Annotated in this window: 21 protein-coding genes; 6 read left to right on the top strand and 15 right to left on the bottom strand. The window is 35.1% G+C overall.

Annotated features, from left to right (window positions below; all coding sequences use genetic code 11):
- Nucleotides 1-30 precede the first annotated feature (30 nt).
- The gene (locus QLS65_RS01265) at nt 31-822 is read left to right on the top strand and encodes an SDR family oxidoreductase (protein WP_282714724.1); all 792 of its coding nucleotides are present in this window, start codon (nt 31-33) and stop codon (nt 820-822) included.
- Between the two features lie 100 nt (nt 823-922).
- On the opposite strand, the gene QLS65_RS01260 is transcribed toward QLS65_RS01265, so the two are convergent.
- The 9 genes from QLS65_RS01260 to QLS65_RS01220 form a co-directional block, all read right to left on the bottom strand.
- Nucleotides 923-1159 (bottom strand): hypothetical protein, encoded by a 237-nt coding sequence (locus QLS65_RS01260; protein ID WP_121342751.1) that lies wholly within the window; start codon nt 1157-1159, stop codon nt 923-925.
- Nucleotides 1160-1285: 126 nt separating this feature from the next.
- Nucleotides 1286-2026: a DUF2490 domain-containing protein gene (locus tag QLS65_RS01255; RefSeq protein ID WP_282714722.1), complete on the bottom strand. Its 741-nt coding sequence runs from the start codon at nt 2024-2026 to the stop codon at nt 1286-1288.
- A gap of 183 nt (nt 2027-2209) precedes the next feature.
- Nucleotides 2210-4753 (bottom strand): TonB-dependent receptor, encoded by a 2544-nt coding sequence (locus QLS65_RS01250; protein WP_282714720.1) that lies wholly within the window; start codon nt 4751-4753, stop codon nt 2210-2212.
- A gap of 245 nt (nt 4754-4998) precedes the next feature.
- Nucleotides 4999-5412: an RrF2 family transcriptional regulator gene (locus QLS65_RS01245; protein ID WP_282714718.1), complete on the bottom strand. Its 414-nt coding sequence runs from the start codon at nt 5410-5412 to the stop codon at nt 4999-5001.
- A gap of 69 nt (nt 5413-5481) precedes the next feature.
- A complete protein-coding gene (locus QLS65_RS01240) occupies nt 5482-6297 on the bottom strand; it encodes a TPM domain-containing protein (protein ID WP_282714716.1) in 816 nt (271 codons plus the stop codon).
- Nucleotides 6297-6734 (bottom strand): TPM domain-containing protein, encoded by a 438-nt coding sequence (locus tag QLS65_RS01235; RefSeq protein ID WP_282714714.1) that lies wholly within the window; start codon nt 6732-6734, stop codon nt 6297-6299. The genes QLS65_RS01240 and QLS65_RS01235 overlap by 1 nt, the downstream gene beginning before the upstream one ends.
- A gap of 83 nt (nt 6735-6817) precedes the next feature.
- Entirely contained in the window at nt 6818-7405 is a 588-nt protein-coding gene (locus tag QLS65_RS01230; RefSeq protein ID WP_099714490.1) for a LemA family protein, read from the bottom strand.
- A gap of 65 nt (nt 7406-7470) precedes the next feature.
- The gene (locus tag QLS65_RS01225; RefSeq protein WP_099714491.1) at nt 7471-7803 is read right to left on the bottom strand and encodes a MerR family transcriptional regulator; all 333 of its coding nucleotides are present in this window, start codon (nt 7801-7803) and stop codon (nt 7471-7473) included.
- A 74-nt stretch (nt 7804-7877) separates the two neighbouring features.
- A complete protein-coding gene (locus QLS65_RS01220) occupies nt 7878-8855 on the bottom strand; it encodes a M23 family metallopeptidase (protein WP_282710594.1) in 978 nt (325 codons plus the stop codon).
- 344 nt (nt 8856-9199) lie between these two features.
- Here QLS65_RS01220 and alaS point away from each other — a divergent pair, with 344 nt between their 5' ends.
- From alaS to QLS65_RS01200, 4 genes are all read left to right on the top strand, one after another.
- A complete protein-coding gene (gene alaS / locus QLS65_RS01215; RefSeq protein WP_282714712.1) occupies nt 9200-11833 on the top strand; it encodes an alanine--tRNA ligase in 2634 nt (877 codons plus the stop codon).
- A gap of 229 nt (nt 11834-12062) precedes the next feature.
- Complete coding sequence (locus QLS65_RS01210) at nt 12063-12839, top strand: hypothetical protein (protein WP_282714710.1); 777 nt, start codon at nt 12063-12065, stop codon at nt 12837-12839.
- Between the two features lie 131 nt (nt 12840-12970).
- Nucleotides 12971-13927 (top strand): GSCFA domain-containing protein, encoded by a 957-nt coding sequence (locus QLS65_RS01205; RefSeq protein WP_282714708.1) that lies wholly within the window; start codon nt 12971-12973, stop codon nt 13925-13927.
- Between the two features lie 2 nt (nt 13928-13929).
- Nucleotides 13930-14550 (top strand): DUF4230 domain-containing protein, encoded by a 621-nt coding sequence (locus QLS65_RS01200; RefSeq protein WP_282714706.1) that lies wholly within the window; start codon nt 13930-13932, stop codon nt 14548-14550.
- Between the two features lie 125 nt (nt 14551-14675).
- Here QLS65_RS01200 and QLS65_RS01195 read toward each other — a convergent pair whose 3' ends face one another.
- The 6 genes from QLS65_RS01195 to QLS65_RS01170 form a co-directional block, all read right to left on the bottom strand.
- Entirely contained in the window at nt 14676-16433 is a 1758-nt protein-coding gene (locus QLS65_RS01195) for an aromatic amino acid hydroxylase (RefSeq protein WP_282714705.1), read from the bottom strand.
- Nucleotides 16434-16656: 223 nt separating this feature from the next.
- Nucleotides 16657-17790 carry an esterase-like activity of phytase family protein gene (locus tag QLS65_RS01190; RefSeq protein ID WP_282714703.1) on the bottom strand — a complete coding sequence of 378 codons (1134 nt, stop codon included), beginning with the start codon at nt 17788-17790 and terminating at the stop codon, nt 16657-16659.
- A 62-nt stretch (nt 17791-17852) separates the two neighbouring features.
- Nucleotides 17853-18254 carry a group III truncated hemoglobin gene (locus tag QLS65_RS01185; RefSeq protein WP_282710581.1) on the bottom strand — a complete coding sequence of 134 codons (402 nt, stop codon included), beginning with the start codon at nt 18252-18254 and terminating at the stop codon, nt 17853-17855.
- 60 nt (nt 18255-18314) lie between these two features.
- A complete protein-coding gene (locus tag QLS65_RS01180) occupies nt 18315-18851 on the bottom strand; it encodes a DUF4136 domain-containing protein (RefSeq protein WP_282714701.1) in 537 nt (178 codons plus the stop codon).
- A gap of 49 nt (nt 18852-18900) precedes the next feature.
- The gene (gene hutU, locus QLS65_RS01175; protein ID WP_282714699.1) at nt 18901-20883 is read right to left on the bottom strand and encodes a urocanate hydratase; all 1983 of its coding nucleotides are present in this window, start codon (nt 20881-20883) and stop codon (nt 18901-18903) included.
- Between the two features lie 216 nt (nt 20884-21099).
- A complete protein-coding gene (locus tag QLS65_RS01170; RefSeq protein WP_158589746.1) occupies nt 21100-21276 on the bottom strand; it encodes a C1orf53 family protein in 177 nt (58 codons plus the stop codon).
- A gap of 123 nt (nt 21277-21399) precedes the next feature.
- Here QLS65_RS01170 and QLS65_RS01165 point away from each other — a divergent pair, with 123 nt between their 5' ends.
- Nucleotides 21400-21735: a hypothetical protein gene (locus QLS65_RS01165; protein WP_282714697.1), complete on the top strand. Its 336-nt coding sequence runs from the start codon at nt 21400-21402 to the stop codon at nt 21733-21735.
- The last annotated feature ends 303 nt before the right edge of the window (nt 21736-22038 follow it).

Here is a 22038-nt window from a genome sequence, read left to right as displayed (position 1 = left end):
GATAAACTTTTTTTATTTTTATGAAAAAATATGAATGCAATAAATGGCAAAGTAGTTTGGATTACAGGCGCTTCAAGCGGAATAGGAGAGGCTTTAGCGTATGAATTAGCTGGTAAAAATTGCAAATTAATTCTTTCGGCTAGAAATAGTGATGCTTTAGAAACGGTAAAATCTAAATGTTCAAACACAGAAGTCGCCATTTTACCTTTTGATTTGGTTGATTTTGACAACACCAAAAATCATGCAGAAAAAGCCATTGCCGCCTTTGGAAAAGTGGATCTGCTTATCAATAATGGCGGTGTTAGCCAGCGCTCGCTGATTGTAGAAACCGATTTTGAAGTAGATAAAAAACTCATCGAAACAGATTATCTCGGGACGGTTGCCTTAACAAAAGCATTATTACCTCATTTTATCAAGAATAAGAAAGGCCATTTTGTAACCATAACCAGTTTGATGGGGAAATTTGGTTCGCCATATCGTTCAGGATATTGTGGTGCAAAACATGCTTTACATGGTTTTTTTGATGTTTTGAGAATGGAACATCAAAAAGACAATATCAGTGTGACGCTAGTCTGCCCTGGATTTATTCAAACTAATGTAGCTAAAAATGCCTTGACTGCAGATGGATCTAAACAAAATATAGATGATGAAGCAACTCAAAACGGAATGCCAACAAGTGTTTTTGCCAAAAAATTTGTGAAAGCAGTTGAGTCAGATAAATTTGAAGTTTATATTGGTGGCAAAGAAACGCTGGGGGTTTACATGAAACGATTTTTCCCAAAGTGGTTGCATTATTTTGTTTTAAAAAGCAAAGTAAGATAAATTTCAATATTGTCTAATGAAAATTTAAATCAGTAATTGATAAGAATAAAAAATCCCGAGCAATCGGGATTTTTTGTTATTTAATAAAACTATAATATTCCTAATTTTCATCTTCTTCCAAAGTTTCCATTGGATGATCACCGTACCAATCTTTAAATGTTTTTGTGGTTGTATAATCATCATGTAGTACGGTATAAACCATAAACAAGATTAATGGTATGCCAACGCAATATAAGGTCATTATTACCGGCAAAGCTACGTTAGTTTGACATAAACCGGCAAATACAAAAACATAAATGGTAGTAAACCAAACGAGTTTAATTGCAAAATTTTTCATGGCTATATCTTTTTATTAAAGTTACGCCGGAAATTCAAAATACTTAGTTAATGTATTGGTAATCAATGTTTAAAATTAAAAAAAATCATTAATTATTCATGGTAGTGAAAGGTTATAAATGCTATTCTAAACCTTTTTTTGGAGTTTTATTTTATGAAAAATACTGAATCGGATAATATCTCTATTGAAATAATCAATTCCATTGGTTCGGCGTTGAAAACTGTTTAGATAACCCAACTCTAATGCAATGTTTTTGTTTATGCCATATTGTAACGCAGCATAAATCCTATTTTGATCAAAAGTGTTTTTGATGATAGTTTTTCCCGCATTGAACATTATTTCATCTGAAAGAATAGTTTTTAAAAATTGATTTTCTTTTTTCCAAAAAATGTAATCGGCTTGAAGTCTGTATCTGAATCTCCATGTAAATGTAGAGCCGGGTAACAATGATTCTTTATTGGCATTATGAATGAATCGTTCTTCTGCTTGAAATCGTTGCAGTAATGTTACTTTATTAACGTTTAGTTTCCAAGTAAGATCTTGTTGTCCTCTGTATTCCGGTATTTTAAAATCATAGGAAACTTCAGGTTCTTGTGTAGCAACAGAGAAATGGGCAAAGCCAATTCCTGCTTCTAAATGTTCGTTGATTTTATAGCGTCCTTGAATTCGTATGACATATAAATTCTCTTTTACTGATTTTAAAAAGACTCTATTGTCAAACTCGCTATGCAAAGACCATTTTTCATTTAATACCAATTGATTGTTGTATCGTGTCCAAAGAATGCTTTGATGATCTATGTTTTTCTCTGTTTGCGCTTGACAGAGAACTGATACAAATAAAAAGAAAATGATTCTAATGGTTTTCACGGAGTTTTATTTCAATTTTGGCAAATTTACAAAAACTCTATTAAATCTATGGGTTGTATTTATTTTAAAATGTTTTGCCGTAATCTATTACTGAATAAAGCTGTATTGAATAAAAAAAGCAGCACATAAAAACCTAAGTTTTATAATGCTGTTTTAGTTTTATGTTTTTTAAACCGTAGACTATTATAATGAATATTTCAATGTAACTCCATACGTTCTTTGATCGCCTAATACACCTGCATATTGTCCTGAATTTCCACCTGCAGGCAATAGTTGTTCGTAATAATCTTTATCTAAAAGGTTACGTCCCCAGAATTGTACAGACAAACCATCTGTTGCACGGAAACCTAAACGAGCATTAAATAGGGCATAACCCTGAACTATTAAATATTTTGATGCAGATGGACTTGAAGAGAATTCAGAACGGGCATAAGAATCGATTCCAAGGAATATTTTTCCTGCATTTCCAAAGAATTTTGCTTTATCTGAAAGTTCTCCTCCTAAAGATCCTGCCCATTTCGAAGCACCCGGTAAAGTAGTTCCGGAAACATCTTTAAAGGATACTGCCGCTCCTGTTTCTTCTAATGGAAGAGGTGCATTTGTAAATTTAACATATTTACCGTCTGTATAGGTTGCTGCTCCATTGATGGTTAAATGTTTGCTGATTACAAAACTCGCATCCAGTTCTACCCCTTTTACCTGTACTTTATCTGCATTGGCAAGATAGCCACGGTTTACACCTAATTCTGCTGCCTGTACATTTGTTTGAAAATCTTTGATATCGGTATTAAAGAAGGTTAAATTGAATATTGAGTTTTTAAACGGTGATGTTTTTACACCAATTTCATAATGATTTACTTCTTCAGGTTTAATTACGGCAAGTTCAAGAATTGGCTGTCCGGCAAGAGTAGGTAATCCAGCTACGTTTACTCCAACAGGTTTGTAGCTTTTCGCAAAAGTTGCATACGCATTAATCTTGTCAGTAGCTTTAAAAGAAACGGTTATGTTTCCAGAAAAGTCAGTGTTGTCAGTGTTAGATGAAAATGATTGATCTGTATAAACTAATTTTTTCAAAGCAATTAACGCTGGATCACTCATTTGAAGGCCTCCGTATGTTGTACGGTTATAATCAGCATCTTTTTTGTCAAAATTATGGCGCAAACCTGGTAAAACGTGTAGACGTTCTGTTATAGCCCAATCCAACTGACCAAATACTGCTGCACTGGTAGCTCTAATGCGGGCATCGGTTTTGATACCGTAACCTTCAAATAGATTTGGTGTTTTCCATAAATTACTGGTGGTACTTTGTGCAAATCTCCACTGTGCATTACCGGATTCTTCTGTACCATCTGTTTGTGATGTCTGGTCAATAAAAAAGACACCTACAACACCACTTAATTTAGAGGTAAGCTGACCTGCATAACGTACTTCTTGTGTTATTTGTGTTTGTCTGGTTGGGTTTTGCGATTTTGCTAACACTTGTAATCCTGTAAAATCCCTATCGTTTGATGGATCCCAATTCCAAAAACGCCAAGCGGTAGTTGCCGTAAGTGTTCCGTTTCCAATTTTTGTATCAACATTAAGAGATATACCTCCCATATCTTGTCCGGAACGCCATGGCGTATCATGGTCAATTTTACGATCAAACGCATTCAAACTCGGAAGTTGGTAATTCAAATCAGCAATAATAGCATCAAATTGACGATAAGGCGCTCTTTGTGTAGGCGCTACACCAGCAACTACCTGAGCATATCCATCTGGACGTTGCGTAGTAATATCTGCAGCTAATATAATATTGGTTCTCTCAGAAGGTGTATAAAGTAATTGTCCTCTTATTCCTTGATTATTGAGGGAATTTGTAGGTCTTCCTGTTGCGACATTATCAATTAGACCATCACGTTGCGTACCGGAAAAAGAGATACGACCTGCAATTTTTTTGCCTAATGCTCCTGTAACAGATGCTTTGGCTTGTAGGAATGCATAATTTCCATAGCTCACTTCAAAGTCAGCACCTGAAGTAAAACTCGGTTTGCGAGTAGTGATGTTAAAGGCTCCAGAAGTTGTGTTTTTACCAAATAATGATCCTTGCGGACCACGCAATACCTCAATTTGTTCGATATCGATAAAATCTAATGTGGTTGCGGCTGGACGAGCATAATAAACACCATCAACATAGAAACCAACACCTGGATCAATTCCATCATTTGTAAGTCCAAAAGGAGAGCCTAGACTTCGAATATTAATACCTGTATTTCTTGGGTTTGAAGAATATAATTGAACTGATGGAACAAGTTCTTTTATGCGATTAACGTTAAAAGCTCCAGTTTGTTCTGCCTGTTTTCCTGTTATTACTGATATTGCGATTGGCACATCTTGTACTTTTTCTATTCGGCGTCTTGAGGAAACTACCACCTCTACCAAAGCATTTTCTTCAATAAGCGTTATTTGCAATGAAGGTATTGCTAAAGAAGTAATTTCTATTTCTGCAGTTTTGTATCCTACATTTTGAACTAAAAGAGTTAAAGGGAGTTTTCCTTTTGTGTCTATTATAAATTTTCCGCTAGAATCAGAAATTGTATTAGAAGTTGTTCCTTTTATAACAATATTTGCGGCTTCTAACGGAATGTTTTGGTTTGTTGTAACTACACCTTCAATGTTTTGTGCAAATGATATTGAGAAAGTTAAAACGGATAATAGAGTAAGTGTTTTTTTTATAGAATTTTTCATTTATATTAAGTATATGTAATTAGTAGAATTTAATTTAAATTTTTTTAAACTAACACATACACATCATTTGAGAGCTCTTTTTTTCAATTACAATTAGTTGATTTTTTCCGGGTTGCTTATTTAATAAAGCAAACTTACTTTGGTACGTTTTCATACGTTTAAATTTGGATTGTTAATTATGTATTAAATCTGGGGCAAATATATAATTAATTCTATAAAATTAGTAGAGTTTAAAAAATATTTTTTTATTTTTTTACTAATGAAGCAATAGTGATGCCTTCCATTGCCTTTAAAGTTTCTTCTCTAATGGTAATCAATCCGTGTCGTAATAGGCATTCCGATTCATCGATGCAATCAGAACAGCGTTCATAAAAATTTAATGATGCACAAGGAAGTAAAGCAATTGCACCATCAAAAAGCCTATGAATATCGGCTAAAGTAATGTCGTTTTTAGATTTTAGAAGATAATAACCGCCAAATTTACCTTGTTTACTTCCTACGAAATGTCCGCGTTTTAAATCCAATAAAATCTGTTCCAAAAACTTTTTTGGAATAGAGGCCGCCTCGGCAATTTCGATAGTTCGAGAAACATGGGTTTCTTCTTGTTGCGCTAAATATAAGAGGGCTTTTAGCGCGTATTTGGCTTTATGTGAAAGCATTTTACTGTAATTGATTTATGTTTTTTTGAATTTCGGATGTAATTATTTTTTTAAGATGGGGAATGAATATTACCAATCTCCGCCAGATCCACCACCAGAGAAGCCTCCACCGCCAAATCCACCGCCGAAACCGCCTCCGCCAAATCCACCACCAGATGAACCTCCACCGAAACCACCTCCGCCACTGTTTCTTCCAAGACTGCTTAGAATAATGACATCCAATAAACTTGGGCCAATACCGCCGCCTCTGTTACCGGAATTTCCGCCACCGCCTTTGTTTCGGGATATCAATACCAGTATAATGATGACAATAACGATTAAGGGTAAAATGGGGAATCCTTTATCTTTGGTTGTTTTTTTTACTCGCTCTCCTTTATATTTTCCTTTGAAAACATCAAATAAAGCGTCCGTTCCTTTATCGAGTCCTTTGTAATAACTTCCCGCTTTAAATTCTGGAATAATAATGTTTCGTGTAATTTCTCCACCAATACCGGCAGTCAATCGATCTTCAAGGCCATATCCTGGTGAAATCCATATTTTTCTTTCGGCTTTTGCCAATAAAATAAGTACACTATTATCGTTTTTTGCAGTTCCACCAATTCCCCAAGCATGTCCCCATTTTGGAGTAAGGATACCAATATCTTCTCCTTTAAGGCTTTCTATGGTAATCACCACAATTTGGGTTGTAGTAGAATCTGAATATTTAATTAGTTTTTCTTCTAATTGTGCTTTTTCTGTTGCGCTTAGAACATTAGCATAATCATAAACAGAAGTTTGTAAAGTTGGTTTTTCAGGAATGGTAAATTGCGCAAAGCCAATTTGTGTGAATAGCAAACATACAAACAGCTTTAGGGAAATTAGGGTACTCTTTTTTTGTAATAGCATTATCCTCTAGATATTTCGTTTGATAATTCATTTGTATCGCCTTCTTGCCAAGGGAAATATTTTTGCAATTGTTCGCCTGCTCTGGTAATTCCATCAACAAGACCTTGCTTGAAATCCCCTTTTTTGAACTCAGCCACCATAATATCGCGGGTACAATTCCAAAAATCATCTTGTACGACATCATTAATACCTTTGTCACCACAAATTACAAAATGCCTGTCTTCTACGGCTAAGTAAATCAAAACGCCATTTTGGAGCTCAGTTTCATCCATTTTCAGTTCATGAAAAACTTCCAAGGCGCGATCATACGCATCCAAGGAAGTTGTTTTTTCTATGTGAACTCTAATCTCGCCAGAAGTATTTTTTTCAGCCATACGAATAGCTTCAACAATTTCTTGTTCTTCTTCTTTGGTTAAAAAATCTTCTACTTTTGACATTGAAATATTTTAAAGGTTGTTTCTTGAATTTAAATTTGATTTATTTAGACTTCTAAAAATCTAGAAGTCTAAATAATCTAACTTTAGAATTTTACTTCAACTGGTTTATCAGCACCTTCAACTGCATTAAAGTATGCTTTCTCTTTGAATCCAAACAATCCTGCAAATAAGCTATTTGGGAACGTTTTAATATGAGAGTTATATGGTTTAACAGCTTCGTTGAAACGCGTTCTCGCTGTTAGAATTTGATTTTCAGTACTAGCCAATTCGTCTTGTAATTTCAAGAAGTTTTGGTTGGCTTTCAATTCAGGATATGCTTCAACAGTTACTAATAATCGTGACAATGAACTGCTCACACCACTTTGTGCTTTGTTGAATTCAGCTAATTGTTCCGGAGTAATATTTGCTGGGTCAATTTTTACAGAAGTAGCTTTAGAACGTGCTTCGATAACTGCTGTCAACGTGCTTTTTTCAAAGTCAGCGGCACCTTTTACTGTATTTACTAAATTTCCAATAAGGTCATTTCTTCTTTGATACGCCGTTTGAACATCACCCCAAGATTGTTCTACATTTTGGTTTAACGTTACTGCGGTATTATTAATTCCTTTAACCCAGCTGTAAATTACAAAAATTACAACTGCTCCGATAATCCAAGGCAAAAATCTTTTCATGTTTATTTAATTTAAGTTTATTGTTTAATTGTTTGAAAATTTTAATTAGTACTTAGTCATATTGACTACAATTCGTTTTTAATATTTGTTAATTGTGTGCGTATCGTTTCTAATTTTCTAATGATATCAAACTTATCCAAAGTCTTCTTTTGTCCTTCTTTCAAATGGGTTTTGGCACCTTCTAGCGTAAAACCTCTTTCTTTGACCAAATGATAGATCAGTTGTAAATTAGTGATATCCTCTGGAGTAAACATTCGATTGCCTTTCGCATTTTTTTTTGGTTTCAGAATATCAAATTCATTATCCCAAAAACGAATCAGCGATGCATTCACGTCAAATGCTTTGGCTACTTCGCCAATACTGTAATATCTTTTATCTTTAGAAAGCTCAATATGCATGTTTCTTTTATTTGACTTTTAATTCTGCAACCTGTAGACTTTTTTCTCCTACACCTGATCACTTTTCTAGAGCATTAATCTAATGATTGATTCTCTTGATTTGCTAATTGTGCAATCACAACATATTCTACAGCCGAAATATTTCCGTAATAAAAATTAAGCGGATTCACCACTTTTTTATCCTTGTGAACCTCATAATGTAAATGCGGCCCTTCGGATCTTCCCGTGCTTCCCACATACCCTATAATGTCGCCTCGTTTTACGCGTTGTCCCGCTCTAGCTTTATATTTGCTCAAATGCGCGTATAAAGTTTCGTATCCAAATCCATGCCGAATAACAATATGATTTCCAAATCCTGAGGCAGTATTGTCCGCTTTTGCTACAACTCCGTCACCTGTGGCATAAATGGGTGTTCCTGTTTTAGCTGTAAAATCCATGCCTTCATGCATTTTCCTTGCTTTTGTGAAAGGATCCGTTCGGTATCCAAAACCAGAGGCCACTTGTTTTAAATTTTCATTTCGTACTGGCTGAATGGCAGGAATGGCAGACAAAAAATCACTTTTAGCATCTGCCAATTTCAAAATAACATCCAATGATTTCGACTGAATCGCTAATTCCTTGCTAAGGACATCAATTCTTTTTGTGGTATTGATTACCAACTGGGAATTGTCATAACCTTCTAGTGTTTTATACCTGCTTATTCCTGGTAATCCCGCTTTTCGAATAGAATCCGGAATCGCTGATTTGTTGAAATACACACGATATAAATTATTATCTCGATTTTCAATAGCTTCAATAACGCCATTTACCTGATCCATTTTTTTGTTCAGCAGCGCATAATTCAATCTCAAATTTTCAATTTCACGTGCTTGCAAACGGTCTTTCGGCGTTTCAAAATAAGGAGTGTTCAATAAAACAATGAAGCTCAAAAAACCAAACAATGCCGATGCCAATAAAAACAGAATAATAACACCAAGTTTTCTTCTTTTTCGTGTTTTTATTTTTCTATAGGCTAGATTTTCGGAATCGTAATAATATTTTACTTTCGACATATTTTAAAATACCCTATTTTTGCACACTGTAAAAGGTTAGACGAACAAATTTAATAAATGTTTCATTTGTTACACCCTTTTTTCAATAATAAATAAAATAATGTGCCTATTCCAGCTATTCGTTACAAGTTCTCGTTTATAAATCTTTTTTTCTAATGAGCCAGCAGGATCTTATCTCGAGACTTCGGGAGTCGCTCTGCCACCTCAAGAAAAAATAAATCTATAAATCTCGAAGCTTTTCACTGCTATCTGGGGCAAAAAAATGTTAATTCGTTAATTTGGTTATTCGTTTATGCGATGCAGCCGATTAACCAAATTAACAAATAACCGAACAAACAATAAAAATGAAATCACAAGACGTACGTAAACAATTTCTGGATTTTTTTGCATCAAATGGACACTTAATCGTTCCATCGGCACCCATAGTTCTAAAGGATGATCCAACACTGATGTTCAACAACTCAGGAATGGCGCAGTTCAAAGAATATTTTCTGGGGAACGGAACTCCAAAAAGTACCAGAATTGCCGATACGCAAAAATGTCTTCGTGTTTCAGGAAAGCATAATGACTTAGAAGATGTAGGTTTTGATACGTATCACCACACTATGTTTGAAATGTTGGGAAACTGGTCTTTTGGTGATTATTTCAAAAAAGAAGCCATCAACTGGGCTTGGCAACTTTTGACAGAAGTGTATAAAATTCCTAAAGAAAACTTATACGTTTCCGTTTTCGAAGGAAATCCGGATGAAAACGTACCGTTCGATCAGGAAGCTTGGGACATTTGGAAGGAATTGATCGATGAAGACCGAATCATTCTTGGAAACAAGAAAGACAACTTCTGGGAAATGGGAGATCAAGGTCCGTGTGGTCCATGTTCAGAAATTCACGTTGACATTCGTTCTGCAGAAGAAAAAGCTTTAGTTTCAGGAAAAAGTTTGGTAAACAATGACCATCCGCAAGTTGTGGAAATCTGGAACAATGTATTTATGGAGTTCAACCGTAAAGCCGATGGTTCTCTGGAAAAACTGCCTGCAAAACACGTTGATACCGGAATGGGATTTGAGCGTTTGTGTATGGCATTGCAAGGAAAAACTTCGAATTATGACACCGATGTTTTTACACCGCTTATTGAAAAAGTAGAGCAAATTACAGGATATAAATATCTTGATAATTCTGTCACTCCGAGCGCAGTCGAGGAGAAAACCAATATCGCTATTCGTGTAGTGGTTGATCACGTTCGTGCGGTAGCTTTCGCTATTGCCGACGGACAATTACCATCAAACACGGGTGCTGGTTACGTAATTCGTAGAATTTTGCGTCGTGCGATTCGTTACGGATTTACGTTCTTGAACACCAAAGAACCTTTCATCAATCAATTGGTTGCTGTTTTAGCGAATCAAATGGGGGAATTTTTCCCGGAAATTAAATCGCAACAACAATTGGTTACCAATGTGATTCGTGAAGAAGAAGCTTCTTTCTTGAGAACATTAGATCAAGGATTACAATTACTTGAAAATGTTGTTGCGGAAACTAAAGGTTCAACTGTTTCTGGAGCAAAAGCATTTGAGTTATACGATACTTTCGGATTCCCAATTGACTTAACGGCATTGATTCTTAGAGAAAAAGGATTCGAACTGGACGAAGCTGGTTTTAATGCTGCTATGCAAGAACAAAAAAATCGTTCCCGCGCTGCATCAGAAGTTTCTACCGAAGACTGGTCTGTTTTAATTCCTGGAAATATAGAAACATTTGTAGGGTACGATCAATCAGAAAGTGACGTAAAAATCACTCGTATCCGTAAAGTTGACAGCAAAAAAGACGGTGTTTTATACCAAATTGTTTTAGATAACACGCCTTTTTATCCAGAAGGAGGAGGGCAAGTAGGTGATAAAGGAACGTTGGTTTCTGCAAATGAAACCATCGAAATCATCGACACCAAAAAAGAAAATAATCTGATTTTGCATTTTGCAAAAAAATTACCGGAAAATGTAAACGCTGGTTTTGTGGCCAAAGTAAATCAGGATTTGAGAAGTTTATCTTCCAGAAATCACTCGGCTACACACTTGATGCACCAAGCCTTGAGAAGTATTCTTGGAACTCACGTAGAACAAAAAGGTTCCTTGGTAAATCCAAACTATTTGCGTTTTGACTTTTCGCATTTTGCTAAAATGACGGAAACTGAATTGCAACAAGTAGAAGATTTTGTAAACGCAAGAATCCAGGAGCAATTGCCACTTATCGAAAGAAGAAATATTCCTTTTGCGCAAGCGGTTCAAGAAGGAGCGATGGCGCTTTTTGGAGAGAAATATGGTGATGAGGTTCGTGCGATTAAATTTGGCGAAAGCATGGAATTATGCGGAGGAATCCACGTGAAAAACACAGCTGAAATCTGGCATTTCAAAATCGTTTCTGAAGGAGCGGTTGCTGCGGGAATTCGTCGTATTGAAGCCATTACAAGTGATGCGGTAAAAGCACATTTCGCATCGTATGAAAGCACATTGAATGAAGTAAAAACAGCCTTGAAAAATCCTCAGGATATTTTGAAAGCCGTTCATTCGATGCAAGAAGAAAATGCAAAATTGTCCAAACAAATCGAGGCTTTGGTAAAAGATAAAGTGAAAAACATGAAAGCGAGTTTAATTGTTGAAATACAGGAAATAAACGGCGTTCAATTCTTAGCTAAACAGGTCGATTTGAATCCAGAAGGAGCAAAAGATTTGGCTTATGAATTGGGGAATTTAGGGAATAATGTATTTTTGGTTTTAGCTACAGCCGATGAAGAAAAACCAATGTTAACCTGTTATGTTTCTAAAGAATTAGTCGCGGAAAAAAACCTAAATGCTGGACAAGTTGTTCGTGAATTGGGTAAATTTATCCAAGGTGGTGGTGGCGGACAACCGTTTTTTGCTACAGCTGGAGGAAAAAATGTTGCAGGAATTCAACAAGCTTTGGAAAAAGCGATTGACTTTGTAAAGTAGAACAAATTTATTTTTTATAATAAAAACCCTTTTAGGACAGATGTTCTAAAAGGGTTTGTTTTTTTGTTCAACACACTATTTACAAGGCCTTTCTTAAGTTTAAAAATAGTAGTTTAACTGAAATATAGGGATTGTAACGATGAATATTGTCGTTTTTACTTTATTTCTCTAGGTTTGATTGATGTAGCACCCCAAGGTTTGAGGAAGGTTAATCGATTTATTTATTATAATGAAAAAAACAAAAAATATTTTTTGGGTATTATCAATTTTTTTATTGACACTTTATTCGTGTTCAAATGATAATGACGATAATTTAAAATTGCTAAAGAAAGTTGTTGAAACTTCAGAAAATGGGACTTCAGAAACAACTGTATATACTTATAATGGAACTGAAATAGTTAGTATTGACGGTGCTGAGAAACATACTGATTTCACGTATACGGATGGTTTAATTACAAAAAGGGTAATACTAAATAAAACAAATCAGCTTTCGGAGACCATTGAATACAGTTACCTTGTGGGTAAATTAGTTAAAGTTGAATCTTTTGGTAATTACAGAATAAATTACATTCATAATACAGATAAAACGGTTTCTTATGAAAGATTCAGGATTTCAGGTAATCAGCAAGTAAAAGAATTTCATGGAACATTGTATTTTGAGAACGAAAATTTGATCAAAAATGAAAGGATTTTAGATACTATGCCAGTAGGAATCACCTCAAGTGAGAGTATAGCTTTTGACTATGATGCTAAAAATAATCCGTTGTATAATATTTTAGGATATAAAAATTTATTGGACCATATGGAGACCATATCGTCTAATAACAGTTTAATAAATACAGTAATTGCAACTACTACAAATGGAGACCAAGCATTATCGGTAGCTAATTTTTATAAAAGCTCTTTTAAATACGATTCTGAGAATTATCCAACAGAACGGGTTTCGGAAACAGCAATTTTAGCTAATGGAAATACGGGGTATTTGAAAACAGAATATTTCTACTAATAAAATATCTAATTTTATGAGAACCCTTTCAAAGTTTAAAACTCTGAAAGGGTTTTTTATACCAATGAAAAAAGAACTAAACCTCATTTAATTCGCTAAAATTATTCAAATTTGTAGTAAATAAAATAGCAATGCAATTCAGAACCCAAATTCCCATTCCTAAAAGTGATTATCCAATAGATTATAATGCTACTATTATGTCTTTAGGTTCTTGTTTTGCGGTAAATATGGCGGAGAAATTGGACTATTTTAAATTTAAAAGCAGCTGTAATCCAGTTGGGATTTTGTTTCATCCGTTAGCGATTGAAAAGTTAATTGATTTTGCTGTTTTCGGAAAGCAATTTACAGAAAACGATATTTTTTTTCACAATGAACGGTGGCATTGTTTTGATGTACATTCAGATTTGAGTAATTCAAATAAAGAGGAATTATTAGCATCATTAAACACAATAATCAAATCAACAAATCAACAAATAACCGAATCAACACATTTCGTCATCACGTATGGAACCTCTTGGGTTTATCGTAATATAGAAAGCGATTCTATTGTGGCGAATTGCCATAAAGTACCTCAAAAACAGTTCAATAAAGAATTACTCTCTGTTGAAGAAATAAAAAATAGTATTGTAAATACAGTAAAACTAATTCATGCGGTAAATCCTAATTGCACTATTATTTTTACGGTTTCGCCGGTGCGCCACATTAAAGACGGTTTTGTAGAAAATCAATGGAGTAAAGCCAACTTAATTTCTGCAATTCACGATGTTCTGAATACTGAGCACTGTAAACTGAGTACTGAATATTTTCCCAGCTACGAAATCATGATGGATGAACTTCGGGATTACCGTTTTTATGCCGAAGATATGTTGCATCCCAATCAAGTGGCAATCGACTATATCTGGAAACGTTTCAAGGAAACTTCCATTTCTGAAACTGCTTTTGCTGTGATGGATGAAGTGGAGAATATCCAAAAAAGCCTTTCGCACAAGCCTTTTAACCCAAATTCTGAAAGTCATTTAAAGTTCGAGACCAAAGTCAGAGAAAAAATCACTAAATTGGAGAATCAATATTCATTCATGAAATTTTAATTATGCTTAGAAGAATACTTATTGGAATAGGAGTTATTGTTGGAATATTTTTATTGTTCAAATTCTGTGATTTTAAGAAAAACGATGATGAAGACATCACGTACAACACAAATCTCATTCAGCAACAAATTCTAAACGTTGGAAAATTGGTCGTTACTGAAGGTCATTTTTCGGAAGTCATCACCTACAAAAATCAGCAAAAATATTTGTTGGACATGCTTTCTTTCGAGAAAAAAGCCTTGGTTGTCGTCAATGCCGATGTGACTGTAGCATATGATTTGCACAAAATGAAATACGATATCGATGAAAAGAATAAAACCATCACAATTGTAAGTATTCCAAAAGAAGAAATAAAAATCAGTCCTGACATCCAATTTTATGATGTCGAGCAAAGCAAATTGAATCCGTTTACGGGAGATGATTACAATAAAATCAACAAATCGGTAAAAGCTAATCTGGCGAAGAAAATAGAAAAATCATCTTTGAAAACAAATGCTCAAAATCGCTTGATAAGCGAATTATCTAAAATATTGATTCTGACCAATACCATGGGGTGGAAATTGCAATACGAAGGAAAGGTTATCGAAAGCGAGAAAGATTTTGGTAAGCAAATAAAACTTTAGATAAAATTTTAAACACAAATTGCGCTAATTTCCACAAATTAATTCGTGGAAATTAGCGCAATTACTTCGTCCGTTCGCTTTGCTCGGGTCGTGTTTAATTCTTTTTATGTTTTCCGAGAAAAAACCTAAGCTTTCTCTTTATCGAAAATCAAGTCCAAACCACCAGCAATCAAATGGGCTACTTCGGGTCTTTTTACTTTCAATTGATCCAGATAAACCATTATTTCCTGTAGCAATTGAGGTTCGTTTCGGTCCTTCAAAAGCTCTGCGATTTCAACAGATAACAACCAGTCGTTTGGATGATTGGTGTGTAATTTATCAAAAATTGGAGCTAAAGAAGCTTCGGTATCCTTTGTTTCTCTTATGTTTCGAATCGTTTGGTATAAAACCTCTAAATCATCACGTTCCGCGGTATGTTTCGCTTTGATGGTTTTGCTTGTTGGAATATGCGAAATCAAATCAAAACTATTCACATCAGCAGGTCCTGAAAATGCTGAAATCACTTTTTTACCAACAGCCATATCGTAAATTCCCCATTCCGGTTGAAACAAAATAGTTTCTCCGTGTGTCACGGTACAATTCTTTAAACTGATTAGAATAATCTCTCCGTGTAAGTTTCTGGATCCGGTAATAATTTCCCCTTTTACGGTGATATCACCTTCAAATTCTAAGGTTACAGTTTTACTTTCAGTGATAGAATAAGCACTTAAATCTCTTGGACTCATGTCTTCAATCGCTAGATTTATACCTTTAAGTTTTCCAATAGGACTTCCAAAACCTTCGGCATGTTTAATTGTTCCATGGCCTACTAATTCTTTTTCACGGTAAGATAATGCTGTTTTTCCGGTTGTTTGGATATAAACGGGTTTTCCTTCTTCTTCAATAACATTGGTGAAAACGCCCGAAATCTGAATTCCGGTACTCAATTCAATTGTTCCTAAAGCATTGGAATGAATCAGTTTATTAATTCCGGATAATCCTCCTGTACGCAACGCCATTTTATTGGCAAACTCTTCCAAAACCAAACTTAAATAAGCAAAATCTGGAGTAACGTAAAGTTGCGGTTGCAGTTTTGTAATGTCAAAACTTTGGTTCGCCGCTGATATATCGTAAGGTATTTTCTTTACATTATCCGTCATGCACCACGCACTTTCTCCAATAGACGAAAGGAGTCCGGCACCGTAAATTTTTGGATTGTCGATAGTTCCAATCAAACCATATTCCACAGTCCACCAATGAAGGTTTCTAATTTGCGCCATTTCTGATAATTCACCCATATTATTCTGCAAATCTTCCACTGCTTTTTCAGCAGCATCAATATCGGCTTGCGATGTATCTTCAGCTTCTTTCAAGATTGAAAGCAGTCTGATAGCTTCATACATTTGGTAATCTTGATGCGAAGAAATCGCTTTACAGCCTATTTCACCAAAACGACGCAGGTATTCCGCATATTCCGGATTGGCAATAATGGGCGCATGACCGGCACCTTCGTGAATAATATCCGGCGCAGGCGTGTATTCTATATGTTCAAGTTGGCGAATGTCAGAAGCAATTACAAGCACATTATAGGCCTGAAATTCCATAAAAGCATTAGGCGGAATAAATCCATCCACGGCAACTGCAGTCCAACCTATTTCGGTCAAAATACGGTTCATGCCATACATGCTCGGTATATTGTCAATTTCGATTCCCGTTTTTTTCAAGCCTTCCAAGTAGGAACTATGCGCCACTTTTGATAAGTAATCTACATTTTTGCGCATCACATAACGCCAAACCGCTTGATTTATGGGCGTATAATCGCTATAATCCTGAGGCTTAATGAATTGTTTTAAGTGCTTTGGCAATCGGTCTAATAACGGATTGCTTTCTATAGTTGAGTTCATATCGAAAACGTTGTAGTTCTACTGCAAAAGTACGAATTTCAGGAGCTATTTCCCGCTTTTCATTGCAAGTTTTTGCAAACCCGTTAGTTTTTCTACAGTTCCCGCAGGAGCTTCCTTTGGTCGCTCTGCAGCAACAAGAAAAACCAAAACGGCTTTCGCAAAAAGCTTTTCATTGCAATCGGGGCTAGGGGAGTTGGGGATTAAAAGATGTTTTTCGGATTTACTACTTCACCAACTCAAACACCAAAACCTGTGTTTTTTGTTTATCAGAAAAATTATTATCCGAAACAAAAATGATAGATGGATTACCATTTGTCAGTTTTGGACCAAAAGTAAGTCCTTCGATATTATCAATAAAAATTCCCAAGTCATCCATATTTAGAATCAGTTTTTTAGAAGCTAATTCCAATTTTTGGTTCTGTAGTGAAGGGTGATTTTTAACATTAGTTGCTTTTTTCAAATCACATAAAAATACTTTTATTGTGCAGGCTTGTGTTCCGGTCGAGTAGGAGCGTTCCACTACCAACAACTGTTTTTTACCATAATATTGAATTGCCGAAACGCCATTTACACCAAAAGCGCCTTTTGGATTGGGTTCACGAGCAATGGGTTCCAGTTGGTAGCCAAATTGAGCAATGTTATTTTTTGTTTTGGCATCAAATTGATACAATCTGATTAAACTTCCTTTGCTGGTATTGGCTTGGTCGCCATCTTCAAATAAAGGTTCTTCAATATTGGTGTAAATATTTTTGTATTTAAAATCGAATGTAATTCCTTCTAAAGTTCCATTATTTCTGGGGCCTTTTTCTAGCTTTTGCATTTTTAAATTTTCCGGTAAAGTAACATTGCCTAGAAAATCACCTTTTAAATCCATAAGATTCAACGAGGGATTTTGTAAAACTTCCTTGTCGGCAGTTAGTACTCGCGAACCTTCGCTGCTCCAAATCAAAGTATTCGTTTTTGTATTGAATCGGATATCTTCGGGATCTGCTGAGGTAGTTGGTGTGGTGTTCCAATCGCCATACGCTGTTCCGGTTTCGTTTTTTAAAGTGCTGACACTTTGGAAATCGATACCTTCTACTTTATTTTCGAGCAAACGAATTTTTGCAGTATAAAATCTCGAATCGTTAAACATCGATCTGTCATCACATATCAGGTAATACAAATCGTTTTTTGCATCATAATCGATTCCGGATAAACCGCCCACTTTTGTATTCTGAAACGTTTCCTCAAATGGAATTTCAATCGAGCTGATTAACTTTAAACTTGGAGTTGGTTTGTTTTCAACGGTTTGTTTTAAATTGGAACAAGAAAGAAGAAAAGCGGGTAAAACGACAAGAAATAATAATTTGCGCATAAAAAAATGTGTTGCTGTTTTCAAAAAGGATCTGATTTTGGATTAAAAACCCACTTTAAAAACTATGAATTGTTCGTTTGATTTTTTTCAAGATTGCGGAAATAATCAATTTTATAATGGAACATTTCAGCCATATTTTTGGCGCGAAGTTTCGCTTCTTCGGCCAATGGGCCTGTAAATAAAGTATCGGTAGTTGCTGTGAAAATTTCCATCCAGCGGTCAAAATGCTCTTTGGCAACCGGTAATTGTTTGTGTGGTGGAAATGGACTTCCGGAATAAGAATGCACTTCAAGTAAAATAGTTTGCCAAAAGCGGTACATTTTTTCCAGATGTTCCGGCCAGCGGTTGCCTATTTTCTCGTTGAATATGGGTCCAATAAATTCGTCTTTTTGAACTTTAGAATAAAAAGTATCAACCAGTAATTTGATATCTTCGAATGTGGTAATGTCGTTAAATTGTGCCATGATCGGGTATAAAAAAAGCCTACGCAAAGGTAGGCTTTTATGTTGAAATGTAATGGTAAACTATTTTGCTTTAGGAGGAAATTGCTCTAAAATTTTTGCGACAAATTCATTGATTTGTTTTTCTTTTTCAGTGCGGTTTTCAGTTAGATAACCAACACCTTCACCTTGCCAAACCAATTCTTTTTTCTTGGCATCAATTAAATCAATATACAATGTTCCTTCGGTTGAAGAGGAAACATAAGTGCTTCGACCTCCCCATAAGTAAGGATTCCATCCGTAACCCCATCCATATCCCCAACCGGCATTGTATTGGTTTACGTCTATTCGTTCTCTTTCTTTGGTAAGAATATTAATCAGCAAATCTGGATTTTCACTTTTGGTCATCCCTTTTTTGCTTAATTCTCGGTCTATGGCATTAAGGATTCTTTTTTTATCCAATTCTGAAATTTCAACTCTATCGATGCCTTTCTTATGGAAAGCATACGTTTTATATTGACTAAAATTTATGTTATTATCATAATCGGAATACACTCTTATGGAACTGCAAGATGCAGCTACAAAAAGTAGGAGTACTGGAAGGAGTTTAATTGCTTTCATGGGTTAGTTATTTGATTACTATATGTTTACTAAAGTTACGTTCAAATTTTTAAAAATCCAACAAATTGTCGGCTACTATATTAGGGATGGTCACTTTCAATAAAGGTTGCGTCTCCATCGCTCTTTTTATTGCAAATAATGCTCCGTCATTTCTAGCCCAGCTTCTTCTGGAAATTCCATTGTTGACATCCCAGAAAAGCATTGATTCTAAACGTCTTGAAGCTTCTTGAGATCCATCAAGAACCATACCAAATCCACCGTTTATTACCTCGCCCCAGCCCACGCCACCGCCATTGTGTATGGATACCCAAGTAGCACCTCGAAAGCTGTCTCCAATGACATTTTGTATCGCCATATCAGCTGTAAATCTTGAGCCGTCATAAATATTTGAAGTTTCTCTGTATGGAGAATCAGTACCGGAAACATCATGGTGATCCCTGCCTAAAACGACAGTTCCTATTTCGCCTTTGGCAATAGCCTGATTAAATGCTTCGGCAATTTTAACACGACCTTCTGCATCAGCATAAAGGATTCGGGCTTGAGAACCAACGACTAATTTATTTTCCTGTGCGCCTTTTATCCAATGGATATTATCCTGCATTTGTTGCTGAATTTCTTCGGGAGCTGTTTTTGCCATTTCTTCCAAAATCTGACAAGCAATTAAATCTGTTTGGGCTAAATCTTCTGGTTTTCCCGAAGCGCAAACCCATCGAAAAGGACCAAAACCATAATCAAAACACATTGGTCCCATAATATCCTGTACATAACTCGGATACCTGAAATCAATATGATTCTCTGACATAACATCAGCACCGGCATGGGAAGCTTCCAGTAAAAAAGCATTTCCATAATCAAAGAAATAGGTTCCCTTTGCAGTGTGCTTATTAATTGCCGTGGTATGTCTGCGTAATGTTTCCTGAACTTTTGTTTTAAATAAATCAGGATTATTAGCCATCATTTCATTGGCTTCTTCAAAGGAAAGATCAGCTGGATAATAGCCGCCCGCCCAAGGATTATGTAAGGAAGTTTGATCGGATCCTAAATCGATATGAATGTTTTCTTTATCAAATTTTTCCCAAACATCAACCACATTTCCAAGATACCCGATAGAAACAACTTCTTTATTGGCTTGCGCCAAAGCGACTCTTTTTACGAGTTCATCCACGTTTTCTATCACTTCATTGATCCATCCTTGACTGTGACGAATGTGTGTTATTTTAGGGTTTACTTCGGCACAAACGGTGATGCAACCGGCAATATTTCCGGCCTTTGGTTGAGCGCCAGACATTCCGCCCAAACCAGAAGTGACGAATAAGCCGCCTTTTGGACTGCGTTTTATTTTACGAAAACCGTTCAAAACCGTTATGGTTGTTCCGTGTACGATTCCCTGCGGACCAATGTACATGTAACTTCCTGCCGTCATTTGCCCGTATTGAGAAACACCTAATGCATTCATTTTTTCCCAATCGTCCGGTTTAGAATAATTAGGAATTACCATTCCGTTAGTCACGACAACTCGCGGAGCTTCTTTATGGGAAGGGAACAATCCCATAGGATGCCCGGAATACATGGTCAGCGTTTGTTCCTCTGTCATTTCAGACAAATATTGCATCGTCAAAAGATATTGTGCCCAGTTTTGAAAAACGGCTCCATTTCCACCGTAAGTAATCAGCTCATGCGGATGTTGTGCTACGGCATAATCCAAATTGTTTTGAATCATCAGCATAATTGCTTTGGCCTGCTCACATTTTCCAGGATATTCAGCAATAGGTCTTGCGTACATTTTATAATCTGGACGCAAACGGTACATATAAATGCGACCATAGGTTTCCAGTTCTTCTGAAAATTCTTTGATTAATTCTGCGTGATGTTGCGGTTCAAAATAACGTAAGGCATTGCGAAGTGCCAATTTTTTTTCTTCAACCGAAAGGATTTCTTTACGCTTTGGAGCGTGATTGATGTCAATTTCGTATGGTTTTGGTTTTGGTAAAACCGATGGAATTCCTTGTTGTATTTGTTCTTGAAAAGTCATTTTTAGCTGTTGATTCGTTAATTTTTTTGTGTTGATTCGTTTAAGAAGCTTAAACTTTGTGTAAAAAAAATGAAACAACTAAGGATAACGAATATCCGACCTGTGGTAGGATTTGTGAATTTTGATTCTATATTTCTGTGAACAAATATCCATTTTATTTGATGTTTTTTAAAACTGACGTTTTCTTATTTTGTTGATTTTGATTCTAAAATGCGGTTACTTTTTATTGGTTCCTGTTTTTTTATCAAAACCATAGGGACAATGGCGACAGCCACTTTTACAGCAATAACCACGTTTTAAATGGTATTTTTCAGTAAAGCATTTATAGCCCTCGGGTGTGTAATAGAAATCTTCCCCTTCTATCAATTTATTTTCATTACTTTGGTCAATCATGTTTGGGATTATTCTATTGTAAAATTTATTTGGATTACTAATTCATTAAAATCAACTCAAACGATTGAGATTTTCATTAAATAGAACCCTTTTATCATTACAAATTTATAAATTTTATAGCGAATGTTTCTGATTGTTGCTAAATATTTAATTCCTAAAGGATATCGTGGATTGGCTGTATTTCCTTTTGTATTTGTAAAATATGAAATAGATAAAGGAAATAGAATTTTTGTCAATCACGAGAAAATTCATCTTCGCCAACAATTAGAATTATTAATACTTCCCTTTTTTATTTGGTATCTGATAGAATATTGTGTTCGATTGATTCAGTATAAAAATGCAAATCTGGCTTACAGAAACATTAGTTTTGAAAGAGAAGCTTATACAAATGAATCAAATTTTGAATACCTAAAAAACAGACTTTCTTTTCGATTCTTAAAATATTTAGACATAAAATAGGAATAGTCTTAGGCGAATCATTTTGTTTCATTCGATTGTATTTTATCGCTTTTTGTTTGTTGAGTTAAAACAATTCTACAGTATTAACTTACAGTGTTTTAAATATTTTTTTATTAGAAATCCTTAAATGGTTAATTGCTATTGTTTAAATTTTTAATTGTAAGAAATTATATATTTAAAATAAAAAAAGATGTATTTAATCGATTATTTATACTTTTTATCGGTATTTATACTGATTCCTATTCTATTTTTTTTGTAACTTTAAATAAAAATAACTCAAAACAGCTTTTATTAGCTGAAATA

This window comes from Flavobacterium algoritolerans, from assembly GCF_030010385.1.
Taxonomy (GTDB): Bacteria; Bacteroidota; Bacteroidia; order Flavobacteriales; family Flavobacteriaceae; genus Flavobacterium; species Flavobacterium algoritolerans.
This window is presented reverse-complemented; position numbering and strand designations above follow the sequence as displayed.

What these genes read in the sequence shown, in the direction of transcription:
- QLS65_RS01265 (WP_282714724.1), top strand. Translation starts at nt 31, where the DNA reads ATGAATGCAATAAATGGCAAAGTAGTTTGGATTACAGGCGCTTCAAGC.
- QLS65_RS01260 (WP_121342751.1), bottom strand. Translation starts at nt 1,159, where the DNA reads ATGAAAAATTTTGCAATTAAACTCGTTTGGTTTACTACCATTTATGTT.
- QLS65_RS01250 (WP_282714720.1), bottom strand. Translation starts at nt 4,753, where the DNA reads ATGAAAAATTCTATAAAAAAAACACTTACTCTATTATCCGTTTTAACT.
- QLS65_RS01245 (WP_282714718.1), bottom strand. Translation starts at nt 5,412, where the DNA reads ATGCTTTCACATAAAGCCAAATACGCGCTAAAAGCCCTCTTATATTTA.
- QLS65_RS01240 (WP_282714716.1), bottom strand. Translation starts at nt 6,297, where the DNA reads ATGCTATTACAAAAAAAGAGTACCCTAATTTCCCTAAAGCTGTTTGTA.
- QLS65_RS01235 (WP_282714714.1), bottom strand. Translation starts at nt 6,734, where the DNA reads ATGTCAAAAGTAGAAGATTTTTTAACCAAAGAAGAAGAACAAGAAATT.
- QLS65_RS01230 (WP_099714490.1), bottom strand. Translation starts at nt 7,405, where the DNA reads ATGAAAAGATTTTTGCCTTGGATTATCGGAGCAGTTGTAATTTTTGTA.
- QLS65_RS01225 (WP_099714491.1), bottom strand. Translation starts at nt 7,803, where the DNA reads ATGCATATTGAGCTTTCTAAAGATAAAAGATATTACAGTATTGGCGAA.
- QLS65_RS01220 (WP_282710594.1), bottom strand. Translation starts at nt 8,855, where the DNA reads ATGTCGAAAGTAAAATATTATTACGATTCCGAAAATCTAGCCTATAGA.
- alaS (WP_282714712.1), top strand. Translation starts at nt 9,200, where the DNA reads ATGAAATCACAAGACGTACGTAAACAATTTCTGGATTTTTTTGCATCA.
- QLS65_RS01210 (WP_282714710.1), top strand. Translation starts at nt 12,063, where the DNA reads ATGAAAAAAACAAAAAATATTTTTTGGGTATTATCAATTTTTTTATTG.
- QLS65_RS01205 (WP_282714708.1), top strand. Translation starts at nt 12,971, where the DNA reads ATGCAATTCAGAACCCAAATTCCCATTCCTAAAAGTGATTATCCAATA.
- QLS65_RS01200 (WP_282714706.1), top strand. Translation starts at nt 13,930, where the DNA reads ATGCTTAGAAGAATACTTATTGGAATAGGAGTTATTGTTGGAATATTT.
- QLS65_RS01195 (WP_282714705.1), bottom strand. Translation starts at nt 16,433, where the DNA reads ATGAACTCAACTATAGAAAGCAATCCGTTATTAGACCGATTGCCAAAG.
- QLS65_RS01190 (WP_282714703.1), bottom strand. Translation starts at nt 17,790, where the DNA reads ATGCGCAAATTATTATTTCTTGTCGTTTTACCCGCTTTTCTTCTTTCT.
- QLS65_RS01185 (WP_282710581.1), bottom strand. Translation starts at nt 18,254, where the DNA reads ATGGCACAATTTAACGACATTACCACATTCGAAGATATCAAATTACTG.
- QLS65_RS01180 (WP_282714701.1), bottom strand. Translation starts at nt 18,851, where the DNA reads ATGAAAGCAATTAAACTCCTTCCAGTACTCCTACTTTTTGTAGCTGCA.
- hutU (WP_282714699.1), bottom strand. Translation starts at nt 20,883, where the DNA reads ATGACTTTTCAAGAACAAATACAACAAGGAATTCCATCGGTTTTACCA.
- QLS65_RS01170 (WP_158589746.1), bottom strand. Translation starts at nt 21,276, where the DNA reads ATGATTGACCAAAGTAATGAAAATAAATTGATAGAAGGGGAAGATTTC.
- QLS65_RS01165 (WP_282714697.1), top strand. Translation starts at nt 21,400, where the DNA reads ATGTTTCTGATTGTTGCTAAATATTTAATTCCTAAAGGATATCGTGGA.